Here is a 9,821-nt window from a genome sequence, read left to right on the forward strand (position 1 = left end):
AGTCTGCACCTGCCGAAAGTGCGGGCGCGGGATTGGCGCAGAAACAGGGTTGGCAAGATCCCGCTGACGTTGCCGTGACATCGGGAACTCGACTGCTGCGTGTGTGTTGAACCGCCAGACACCTTACTGGAGGTAACGACAATGCAGACGAAGCATATGAAACTGGCCGCCGTTCTGGCCGCTATGGTTAGTACCGGTGCCGTCGCTCAAGAGGCAACCGAGGTAGACACCGATACAGGTGGCACCGTCGTTGTACCGGCGGATGCAGCGACCGCGGGTGGCTTGTCGCCGGTGGCCACGGCTGTCGCAACGGATTTCCCGGTCCTAAACCAGGACATGAACGACGAGACCATTGCCGAGACGCTGCTGGCTCAGGGCTTCGGGGATATCTATATCCTGCGCGAAGGCTCGTTGATGACTGTCACCGCCACGCGCGAGGATCAGGACATCGAGCTGCTGTATAATCTGGTCGAAGGTCGCCTGATCGAGGTCAATGGCGAACGCATCCTGACAGAGGAAGAGCGTGCGCTGGATAACGACAACGACTCCGCCATGGTCGGCTCGGATGATGGGTCGGACGATGGTGCTGACGACGGCACCGAAGATGGGGCTGACGATGGGGCTGACGATGGCGCCGATGATGGATCCGACGATGGGGCTGACGATGGCGCCGATGATGGATCCGACGATGGCATGGATGACGGTTCTGACGATGCCGCCGAAGACGCGACTGATGATGGTTCCGACGACGCCTCGGATGACGGTTCGGACAGCGACGACAGTGGCTCCGATGATTCGGGCTCGGACGACTCGGGTTCCGACGACTCGGGTTCCGATGATTCGGGTTCGGACAGCGATAGCACCAGCGGCTGATCGGTCTGTTTTTGTGACCAGTGATTTTTGATGTAAGGGCCGGGGTGCGCGACTGCACCCCGGCCTATTTTTCATGTTGCTTGGTGCCGCGCGATCTCAGCGGCGCAGCACCAAAATGTTCAGCCGCGATTCCACATAAGGCGAGGGGTGGATGATGCGCCCGGTATTTGCACCCGTCAGTTCGACCACGCCGACATCGGGCGATTGCAGCCCGACATTCATCGTGTCCACCGTCTCGGGAAATTCGGCATAGGGGGGTGGTGTCTGATCGGCGACATAGGCCGTTCCCAGATAGACCAACTGGCCTTCCCATTCCTGTATCTTCCCTCTGGTCCGCTGCGAGCCGCTCAGTTTCTGTAAATTTCCCCGCTCGTCGATCACGCAGGAAAAGGGAGAATAGACGGTCAGCGCAGGCATTCCCCCGACCTTGATCGTCTGGCAGGACCATTCACCGGGCATCGCGGCCAGCGCGTCAGCCGGCGGCATCGGTTTTCCGCGCAGCGCGGTGCTCAGTTGCTCCAGATCTTCTGTTGTACCTTCGGCCAGAGCCTGCCGCATCGCCAAGCCCAGATCGCTGTTCAGCCCAAGTAGCCGCTGAAGATCCTCGGCGCGCATGACCGAGCCGTCAGCCATCTGCCGTTGCGCGTCCTCCTCGGCCCGGGCGGCCGCCGGGTTCGCATCGCCGCTGGCAGGGGCAGGGCTGTCCGGCGCCTGCGCAAGTGCCGGCGTTGCCAAAATTGTCGCAAGTGCTGTGATCAAAGACTGGATGCGATACATGTCAGTTCTCGGTTTGCTCGCCCGGTTCGGCTGTGGCATGGGCTCGCAGCAATGCCAGCGGCACGATCTCTGTGGCGCGGGCATGGGTGGCCTCCAGCACGACCTTGGGTGCCGCGAATTCCTGCGTTGCCTGCAGGAACCGTGCCGCGCAAAGACACCAGCGATCGCCGGGTTTAAGACCGGCAAAGCGGTATTCCGGGCGCGGCGTCGACAGATCGTTGCCCAGATATTTCGACAGCGCCAGAAATTCGGCGGTCAGAATCACGCAGACCGTATGGCTGCCTTGATCTTCCTGGCCGGTATTGCAGCAGCCGTCGCGATAGAACCCGGTCAGCGGATCCATAGAGCAGGGCTGCAGTTCGCCGCCCAGGACATTTGTTGAAGCCTGTTTCATAACGCCAAGGCTAGCGCGCACAACGGGTGCCGCCAAGCCCCGGCAGCGATGGATGCCATCTGATGGTGAGAGGTTGGTCGCCTGCTTCGCCAGGCCGATATCGCGGCGGGACCACGCCTAAAGGGAGACGGGCGCCCAATCGGCCCAACGCCCATGAAAATCAGCCCGGCCAAGCGCCCATTCGCGCATCTGCCCATCCCACAGGCGCAATCGCAATGCCGCACCCGAACCACCGTCCGCCTCCATCGAGACATGGGCCAGTGGCGCGTCCCGATCCGCTTGGCTACCTGCCAATTGCAGCGCGGCTTCGCAGGCGGCCTGTGTTTTGGTCGGGAAATATTGCCAGGCGACAGTGTGATAGACCATGCGGCAGTGCCCGGGCGCTGGCCGCGCCAGTTGCGCCTGTAACCACCCGGCGGCATCCGCAGCCGCGACCTGAGGCGGATATTTTTCCGCCAGTTTCAGCGCCGCGCGCAGCCGCTGCATCCGCTCACCCTGATCGGGCCAGCAATAGGCCAGCAGCCGATCTGCGTTTGCCGCCAAATCGACCGGGCGCAGATCAACCCCGGCGCCCGCCGCGACCTGAAATTGCGCTGCGGGCAGGTCGCCACGCCATTTTGGGCGCAGGATGACCGCCGATTTGTCAGCCCGGGCGACCTCGGCGTCGGTGCCCTGATCTGGCCGCAAAACATAGCGATGAAAGTTCAGGTTCAATCCGGCAGATGCCCCGAGTTCCAGCAGTTCCAGCGGCAGAGGGGTCAACCCTGCCAGAAACCGGGCCGCTGCGATCAGCACGGCGGCCCGGCCCACCTCGTTGGTCTGCGGCGGACTGTCCAGCCACCGCATGATATGGTCGGAATGCCGCTCGATAACGCCCAGCAGCAGGTCAGCGGACGGATCACCATCGGCATAGGCCAGTGCCAGCGGCTCATCCTGTTGGGCCAGCACCAGCGCATGCAGGGCGCCGGCCAAACGCAGGGGCACGGAATCGCCGCGAGATGATGCATCGCCGGGCCAGTCCAGCACACGGCGCGCGACCTCTCCCTGTTCCGGTTGCAGTGCCTGGCCCAACTGCTCGATCACCCGCGCCGTCAGTTCCGATCCAAGTGCCCGGCATGACCGTGCCTGATCGACAAAGGCCGCGCGCGGGGTCACCGAAACCGATCCGCCAGCGATTTCAGTTTATCGGCGAAACCTGACGGCTCGGGTGCCGGTTCAGGCGGCGTTGGACGGGGGGCAGGGGGGGGCGTCTCTGCCGGCTTGTCGCCGCCGCCGCTGCGTGCTGGCGCGACCCGACGAGCCACGGCGTTCTGAAACCGCCCCGCGTCGCCTGCGGCAAGGGCCTCGGCCCCGTCTGAAATGCCGCGGATCAGATCGTCCAGCCAGTCCTGATCCGCCTTGGCGAAATCTGAAAGCACATAGCCCGCCACCCGATCCTTGTGCCCCGGATGGCCGATCCCCAACCTGACGCGGCCATATTCGGGGCCGATATGCTGATGGATAGAGCGCAGACCATTATGCCCCGCATGCCCGCCACCCTGCTTGACCCGGCATTTCCCGGGCGCCAGATCCAGTTCGTCGTGAAACACCACCAGATCGGAAGGGGTGATCTTGAGATAGCGCATTGCCTCGCCAACCGACTGGCCTGAAAGGTTCATGAAAGTCTGCGGTTTCAGCAGGGCGGCGCGTTCGTCCCCCAAACGACCCTCGGCGAAAAGGCCCTGAAAACGCGCCTTCCAGGGGCCAAGGCCGTGATCAGAGGCGATCCGGTCCACCGCCATGAAGCCGATGTTGTGCCGATTGCCAGCATATTTCGCACCCGGATTGCCCAGACCCACAAACAGTTTCATGCCAACCTCTGATCCTGATGCACGACAAATCCTCTCGGTCCCTTGCGGTGGACCTCGCCCGTTACTAAGACTCTGTCAACCTTTGGCGTCTATGGCTAGAGGCCGGTACCTGACCGGCGAATCACGCGGCGCGAACCAGCAGGCAAGGAAGAAAAATGAGCGATCCGGCAGAAATCTACATGAATACGCTTGTTCCCATGGTTGTCGAACAGACCTCTCGCGGGGAACGCGCCTATGACATCTTTTCGCGACTGCTGAAGGAGCGGATCATTTTCGTGGCCGGCCCGGTGCATGACGGCATGGCCACGCTGATCTCGGCGCAGCTGCTGTTTCTCGAGGCGGAAAACCCGTCCAAGGATATCAGCATGTATATCAACAGCCCCGGCGGTGTGGTGACCTCGGGTCTGTCGATCTATGACACCATGCAGTATATCCGCCCGCGCATTTCCACGCTGGTGGTCGGGCAGGCCTCGTCCATGGGATCGCTGCTGCTGACTGCGGGTGAACACGGCCTGCGCCACTCGCTGCCCAACAGCCGCATCATGGTGCATCAGCCCTCGGGCGGGTTCCGCGGTACGGCCAGCGACCTGCTGATCCAGGCCAAGGAAACCGAAAGCCTCAAGCATCGCCTGAACGAGATTTACGTCAAACACACCGGCCGCACTCTGGAAGAGGTCGAGACGGCATTGGATCGCGACAGCTACATGTCGCCGGAAGAGGCCAAGGATTGGGGTCTGATCGACGAGGTGCTTGCCCCGCGCGGCAAGGCCGAGCCCGAGAAGAAATAGGCCGCAATGCTAGGCTTATTGGGGATTGTGACGGGACGCCGTGATCCTTAACATGGCATTCAGGTCCGGCTGGCCGGGCCTCGGCGACGAAAAGGCGGGGGTTTCGAACTCTGCGACGCCAAGGGGCAAATACCCGGCGGCATGGAAGGAAGTAGTTGATGGCTAATCAGTCTGGCGGAGACAGCAAGAACACGCTCTATTGCAGCTTTTGCGGCAAGAGCCAGCATGAGGTGCGCAAGCTGATTGCGGGCCCTACGGTGTTCATTTGTGATGAATGCGTCGAACTGTGCATGGACATCATCCGCGAGGAAACCAAATCCTCGGGCCTGAAATCGGGTGAGGGTGTTCCCACGCCAAAGGAAATCTGCGCGGTTCTGGACGATTATGTGATCGGCCAGGAACATGCCAAGCGGGTTCTGTCGGTGGCCGTGCACAATCACTACAAGCGACTGAACCACGGCTCCAAGTCGGATATCGAACTGGCCAAGTCGAACATCCTGCTGATCGGCCCGACCGGCTGCGGCAAGACGCTGCTTGCCCAAACACTGGCGCGTATTCTGGACGTGCCTTTCACCATGGCCGATGCGACCACGCTGACCGAGGCGGGGTATGTGGGCGAGGATGTGGAAAACATCATTCTCAAGCTGCTGCAGGCCAGCGAATACAATGTCGAACGCGCGCAGCGCGGCATCGTCTATATAGACGAGGTCGACAAGATCACGCGCAAATCGGATAACCCTTCGATCACCCGCGATGTGTCGGGCGAGGGCGTGCAGCAGGCGCTGCTGAAAATCATGGAAGGCACGGTCGCATCCGTCCCCCCGCAGGGCGGTCGCAAACATCCCCAGCAGGAATTCCTGCAGGTGGATACGACCAATATCCTGTTCATCTGCGGCGGTGCCTTTGCCGGCCTCGAGCGGATCATTTCGCAGCGCAACAAGGGCAGCGCGATGGGCTTTGGCGCCAGCGTCAAGGATAAGGACGACCGCGGCGTGGGCGAGGTCTTCAAGGAACTCGAGCCCGAGGATCTGTTGAAATTCGGACTGATCCCCGAATTCGTCGGACGTCTGCCGGTCATCGCGACGCTGACCGATCTGGATGAAGAGGCGCTGATCATTATCCTGACCAAGCCCAAGAATGCGTTGGTCAAACAGTACCAGCGTCTGTTCGACCTTGAGGATGTGCAACTGACCTTTACCGATGACGCGCTGTCTGCCATCGCCAAGCGCGCAATTCAGCGCAAGACCGGCGCGCGCGGCCTGCGCTCGATCATGGAAGATATCCTGCTGGAAACCATGTTCGAATTGCCCGGGCTGGATAGCGTGGAAGAGGTCGTGGTGAACGAAGAGGCCGTCGATAACATCGCCGCCAAACCTCTGCTGATCCACGCCGATCAGAAAAAGGAAACCGCAACGGCAGGCTGATCGCTTGTCATTGCGAAAAGACGATAGAGGGCGGCATTTTAGCCGCCCTTTTCTTTTAGGTCGGCCCTTTGAGGGCAGCGAAGGGCAGGGCAATCGATGATCAGGCGGATATCTTCGGCAGGGCTGTACGAGCAGAAGGCCGGCTATTGCCGCGCGGTGGTTGCGCAAGGAATGGTCCATGTCTCGGGCACCACGGCGCAGGGTGAGGAAATTCCCACCGATGTGGTTGCCCAATGCCAAAGCGCGCTCGAGACGATCGGCAATGCGCTGGCACAGGCCGGGTCAGGCTTCGATCAGGTTATCCGCGTCACCGACATGCTGCCGGACCGCCGCGATTTTCCTTTGTGCTGGCCGCTGCTGGCGCAGACCTTTGGTGACAATCCTCCGGCGGCGACGATGATCGAATGTGGCCTGATCGATCCGAGATATCGGATCGAGATCGAGGTCACCGCGCTCGTGTCACGCTGACCCCGCGCGGGCGGTCCAAACGATGCAGCACTCTGGACCTTTGGTCAGGTTTGGGCCATATCAAACAGGATACCTGCAGGAGTTTTCGATCCATGTCCGTGAAATCCCTCGCGCTGCGCTTTTTCACCTGGTGGAACAGCGAGACCTGGAACACTCAGTTCTGGACCTGGCGGCATGGTCAGAAGGTGGGCGAGGACGAGCAGGGCAACATCTTTTATCAGACCAAGGACGGCAAGCGCCGGTGGGTGATCTATAACGGGGTATCTGACGCCAGCCGGGTCACGCCCGAATGGCATGGCTGGCTGCACCATACCTGGGACGAGCCGCCGACCAAAGCACCGCTGCCGCATCGCGTGTGGGAAAAGCCGCACCTGCCGAACCTGACCGGCACCGGCGAAGCCTATCGGCCCGAAGGGTCGCTCTACCGTGCCGATCCCGCAGAGCGGCGCGATTACGATGCTTGGCAGCCGGAATAAATGAGCACTACTGCCGAGCATCGCGCCGAACTGATCGCCGGTGCCGTGGTTCTGGCCGTGGCAGCGGGCTTTCTGGCCTGGTCGATGGGTCGCGGCGCGATCTCGGGCGGCGGCTATGACCTGACCGCGTCTTTCCCGGATGTCGATGGCGTCGAGGTCGGTGCCGAGGTGCGGCTGGCCGGTGTGCCGGTCGGTCGCGTCACCGATCTGCGCCTGAACCCGCAAACCTATCTGGCCGATGCAGTGATCCGCGTCCCCGACGACGTGGTTTTGCCCGCCGATAGTGCTGCGCTGATCCAGTCTGACGGATTGCTTGGCGGGGCCTATATCCAGTTGCAGCCGGGTGGCAGCATGGACAATCTGGCCCCCGGCGATGAGATCGAGGATGTGCAGGGCGCCGTCAGTCTGATCTCGCTTATGATGAAATTCGTGGACAGCCAGTCCAGCGATGGGGAAAGCCAATGATCCGCCGCAGCCTCTTGATTGCCCTGACCGCCGCGGCGCTGGCATCGCCCGTTGCCGCGCAAGACACCGCGCGTGGAAATGGCGCGCTGCTGCGCGGGTTGGACAAGATTTCCGGCCAGACCACCGATCTGCTGGTCGGCGTCGGCGAGGCGGTCACCTATGGCCGGCTAGAGGTGCGTCTGGGTGAATGCCGCTACCCGGCGGGTGATCCCAGCTCGGACGCGTTCGCCCAGATGACGATCACCGACCGCGCGACCAACAGCACCAACTTCAGTGGCTGGATGATCGCCAGTTCGCCGGCATTGTCGGCGCTGGACGATGCGCGTTACGATGTCTGGGTGATCTCCTGCCAAAGCTGACGGTCGTCGGGCAGCGCTGAACCCTGGAAATCTGCGTCACGTTTCAACGCATTTTCCAGCCGTTTCAAATAGGTCCTGCGCGAGATCTCGACCGCGCCCATCGTGGTCAGGTGCGGGGTGGTCATCTGCGTATCGAACAGCACGAAACCGCAGCGCGCCAGATGGGATGACAGCCAGATCAGCGCCATTTTTGACCCGTCCGGCCGGGCTGAAACCATGGATTCGCCAAAGAAAGCGCCGCCCAATGTGACGCCAAAGATGCCGCCCGCGAATTCACCCTGATAGAGCGTCACCAATGCATGGGCGTGGCCCTGTTGATGCAGCTGGCGATACAAGTCGGCCAGCGGCTCGTTGATCCAGGTGGTCTCACGATCGGCGCAAGCGGCGACTACGGTGTCAAAGTCATAATCCAGCCGCGCGGACCAGCCGCCCTGTCGCAGCGCACGCCTGAGCGAGCGGGATGCGTGGATCCCGCCCACCGGCAATACGCCGCGAAAATTGGGGCTGAACCAGTGCAATTCGGGGTTTTCCGCGCTTTCCGCCATGGGAAAGATGCCCTGCGCATAACCCGCCAGCAATTGCCGAGTGCTCAGCACGCCTAGCCGTAATGCTTGTCCAGCCAGCGCTCGAGCCAATGGATCGAGTAATTGCCGGATTGGATATCCGGCTCGGCCAGCAATTCGTGAAACAAGGGTACGGTCGTGTCGATGCCGTCGACGATCAACTCGCCCAATGCGCGCGACAAGCGGGCCAGAGCCTCGGGGCGGTCACGGCCATGCACGATCAACTTGCCGATCAGGCTGTCGTAATAGGGCGGGATCCGGTAGCCGTCATAGATGGCGCTGTCCATCCTGACACCCAGACCGCCCGGCGCGTGATATTGTGTGACCCGGCCGGGGCTGGGGGTAAAGCCCGGCACCTTTTCGGCATTGATGCGCACCTCGATGGCGTGACCGTTCAGTTGCAGGTCGTCCTGCGTGAACTCCATCTCTTTGCCTGCCGCCACCAGGATTTGCTGGCGTACCAGATCGACACCAAAGACTGCCTCGGTCACCGGATGCTCGACTTGCAGGCGGGTGTTCATCTCGATGAAATAGAACTCTCCGTCCTCATAGAGAAACTCGACCGTGCCGGCGCCTGCGTAATTGATCGTGGCGACTGCATCTGCACAGATCTTGCCGATCCGGGCGCGTTCTTCGGGGGTGATGCTGGGGCCGGGGGCCTCTTCCAGCACCTTCTGATGCCGGCGCTGCAGCGAACAGTCGCGCTCGCCCAGGTGAACGGCGCTGCCCTTGCCATCGCCAAAGACCTGAATCTCGATATGGCGGGGCTTTTGCAGGTATTTCTCGATATAGACATCGGCATTGCCAAAGGCGGCCTTTGCCTCTGAGCGGGCCGTACGAAACGCGACCTCAAGGGCGGTTTCGTCCGCCGCCACCTTCATGCCGCGACCGCCGCCGCCGGCGGTGGCCTTGATGATCACCGGATAGCCGATTTCGCTGGCGACCTCGCGGGCCTGGTCCATATCTTCGACCCCACCCTCCGAACCGGGAACGACCGGAATGCCAAGTGATTTCGCGGTTTCCTTGGCGGTGATCTTGTCACCCATGATGCGGATATGTTCAGCGGTCGGGCCGATGAAGGTGATGCCGTGATCTTCCAGCATCTGCACGAAACTGGCGTTTTCGCTGAGAAAGCCATAGCCGGGATGGATCGCCTGTGCGCCGGTGATCTCGCAGGCCGAGATAATGGCAGGCATCGACAGATAGCTGTCGGTCGACGAAGGCGGACCGACGCAGACCGATTCGTCGGCCATGCGCACATGCATCGCATCGGCGTCTGTTGTGGAATGGACTGCGACTGACTGGATGCCCATCTCGCGGCAGGCGCGGATCACGCGCAGGGCGATCTCGCCACGGTTGGCGATCAGAATTTTGTCGAACATGA

13 protein-coding genes are annotated in these 9,821 nt (G+C 61.8%); 7 read left to right on the forward strand and 6 right to left on the reverse strand.

Going from position 1 to position 9,821, the window contains the following annotated elements; genetic code table 11:
* Positions 1 to 141: 141 nt before the first annotated feature.
* Complete coding sequence (locus CUV01_RS15550) at positions 142 to 873, forward strand: hypothetical protein (protein ID WP_101461270.1); 732 nt, start codon at positions 142 to 144, stop codon at positions 871 to 873.
* Between the two features lie 96 nt (positions 874 to 969).
* On the opposite strand, the gene CUV01_RS15555 is transcribed toward CUV01_RS15550, so the two are convergent.
* The 4 genes from CUV01_RS15555 to pth all read right to left on the reverse strand — a co-directional run bounded on the left by CUV01_RS15555 (position 970) and on the right by pth (position 3,894).
* Positions 970 to 1,650, reverse strand: a complete 681-nt coding sequence (locus CUV01_RS15555; protein ID WP_157994881.1) for a DUF4893 domain-containing protein — start codon at positions 1,648 to 1,650, stop codon at positions 970 to 972.
* 1 nt (position 1,651) lies between these two features.
* The gene (locus CUV01_RS15560; protein WP_101461272.1) at positions 1,652 to 2,044 is read right to left on the reverse strand and encodes a DUF2237 family protein; all 393 of its coding nucleotides are present in this window, start codon (positions 2,042 to 2,044) and stop codon (positions 1,652 to 1,654) included.
* A 117-nt stretch (positions 2,045 to 2,161) separates the two neighbouring features.
* The gene (locus CUV01_RS15565) at positions 2,162 to 3,199 is read right to left on the reverse strand and encodes a DUF2332 domain-containing protein (RefSeq protein WP_101461273.1); all 1,038 of its coding nucleotides are present in this window, start codon (positions 3,197 to 3,199) and stop codon (positions 2,162 to 2,164) included.
* Positions 3,196 to 3,894 (reverse strand): aminoacyl-tRNA hydrolase, encoded by a 699-nt coding sequence (gene pth, locus CUV01_RS15570; protein WP_101461274.1) that lies wholly within the window; start codon positions 3,892 to 3,894, stop codon positions 3,196 to 3,198. The genes CUV01_RS15565 and pth overlap by 4 nt, the downstream gene beginning before the upstream one ends.
* 155 nt (positions 3,895 to 4,049) lie before the next feature.
* Between pth and CUV01_RS15575 the strand changes: the two genes are divergently transcribed.
* From CUV01_RS15575 to CUV01_RS15600, 6 genes are all read left to right on the forward strand, one after another.
* Positions 4,050 to 4,682, forward strand: coding sequence for an ATP-dependent Clp protease proteolytic subunit (locus CUV01_RS15575; RefSeq protein ID WP_101461275.1), 633 nt, complete (start codon positions 4,050 to 4,052; stop codon positions 4,680 to 4,682).
* A gap of 158 nt (positions 4,683 to 4,840) precedes the next feature.
* The gene (clpX, locus tag CUV01_RS15580; protein WP_101461276.1) at positions 4,841 to 6,106 is read left to right on the forward strand and encodes an ATP-dependent Clp protease ATP-binding subunit ClpX; all 1,266 of its coding nucleotides are present in this window, start codon (positions 4,841 to 4,843) and stop codon (positions 6,104 to 6,106) included.
* A 96-nt stretch (positions 6,107 to 6,202) separates the two neighbouring features.
* A complete protein-coding gene (locus CUV01_RS15585) occupies positions 6,203 to 6,574 on the forward strand; it encodes a RidA family protein (RefSeq protein ID WP_101461277.1) in 372 nt (123 codons plus the stop codon).
* 92 nt (positions 6,575 to 6,666) lie between these two features.
* The gene (locus CUV01_RS15590; protein WP_101461278.1) at positions 6,667 to 7,050 is read left to right on the forward strand and encodes an NADH:ubiquinone oxidoreductase subunit NDUFA12; all 384 of its coding nucleotides are present in this window, start codon (positions 6,667 to 6,669) and stop codon (positions 7,048 to 7,050) included.
* On the forward strand, positions 7,051 to 7,515 hold the full coding sequence (mlaD, locus tag CUV01_RS15595) for an outer membrane lipid asymmetry maintenance protein MlaD (RefSeq protein ID WP_101461279.1): 465 nt from the start codon (positions 7,051 to 7,053) through the stop codon (positions 7,513 to 7,515).
* Positions 7,512 to 7,874 carry a DUF2155 domain-containing protein gene (locus tag CUV01_RS15600; protein WP_101461280.1) on the forward strand — a complete coding sequence of 121 codons (363 nt, stop codon included), beginning with the start codon at positions 7,512 to 7,514 and terminating at the stop codon, positions 7,872 to 7,874. The genes mlaD and CUV01_RS15600 overlap by 4 nt, the downstream gene beginning before the upstream one ends.
* Here CUV01_RS15600 and aat read toward each other — a convergent pair.
* Together aat and accC are read right to left on the reverse strand one after the other, a co-directional pair.
* Entirely contained in the window at positions 7,841 to 8,470 is a 630-nt protein-coding gene (aat, locus tag CUV01_RS15605) for a leucyl/phenylalanyl-tRNA--protein transferase (RefSeq protein WP_101461281.1), read from the reverse strand. The two genes, CUV01_RS15600 and aat, sit on opposite strands and share 34 nt — an antisense overlap.
* Before the next feature lie 2 nt (positions 8,471 to 8,472).
* Positions 8,473 to 9,819: an acetyl-CoA carboxylase biotin carboxylase subunit gene (gene accC / locus CUV01_RS15610; RefSeq protein ID WP_101461282.1), complete on the reverse strand. Its 1,347-nt coding sequence runs from the start codon at positions 9,817 to 9,819 to the stop codon at positions 8,473 to 8,475.
* Positions 9,820 to 9,821: the final 2 nt, after the last annotated feature.

This window comes from Paracoccus tegillarcae (assembly GCF_002847305.1).
Classification (GTDB): domain Bacteria; phylum Pseudomonadota; class Alphaproteobacteria; order Rhodobacterales; family Rhodobacteraceae; genus Paracoccus; species Paracoccus tegillarcae.

Bases quoted from the DNA above. Each gene is read 5' to 3' on its own strand.
- CUV01_RS15550 (WP_101461270.1), top strand. From the start codon at position 142: ATGCAGACGAAGCATATGAAACTGGCCGCCGTTCTGGCCGCTATGGTT.
- CUV01_RS15555 (WP_157994881.1), bottom strand. From the start codon at position 1,650: ATGTATCGCATCCAGTCTTTGATCACAGCACTTGCGACAATTTTGGCA.
- CUV01_RS15560 (WP_101461272.1), bottom strand. From the start codon at position 2,044: ATGAAACAGGCTTCAACAAATGTCCTGGGCGGCGAACTGCAGCCCTGC.
- pth (WP_101461274.1), bottom strand. From the start codon at position 3,894: ATGAAACTGTTTGTGGGTCTGGGCAATCCGGGTGCGAAATATGCTGGC.
- CUV01_RS15575 (WP_101461275.1), top strand. From the start codon at position 4,050: ATGAGCGATCCGGCAGAAATCTACATGAATACGCTTGTTCCCATGGTT.
- clpX (WP_101461276.1), top strand. From the start codon at position 4,841: ATGGCTAATCAGTCTGGCGGAGACAGCAAGAACACGCTCTATTGCAGC.
- CUV01_RS15585 (WP_101461277.1), top strand. From the start codon at position 6,203: ATGATCAGGCGGATATCTTCGGCAGGGCTGTACGAGCAGAAGGCCGGC.
- CUV01_RS15590 (WP_101461278.1), top strand. From the start codon at position 6,667: ATGTCCGTGAAATCCCTCGCGCTGCGCTTTTTCACCTGGTGGAACAGC.
- mlaD (WP_101461279.1), top strand. From the start codon at position 7,051: ATGAGCACTACTGCCGAGCATCGCGCCGAACTGATCGCCGGTGCCGTG.
- CUV01_RS15600 (WP_101461280.1), top strand. From the start codon at position 7,512: ATGATCCGCCGCAGCCTCTTGATTGCCCTGACCGCCGCGGCGCTGGCA.
- accC (WP_101461282.1), bottom strand. From the start codon at position 9,819: ATGTTCGACAAAATTCTGATCGCCAACCGTGGCGAGATCGCCCTGCGC.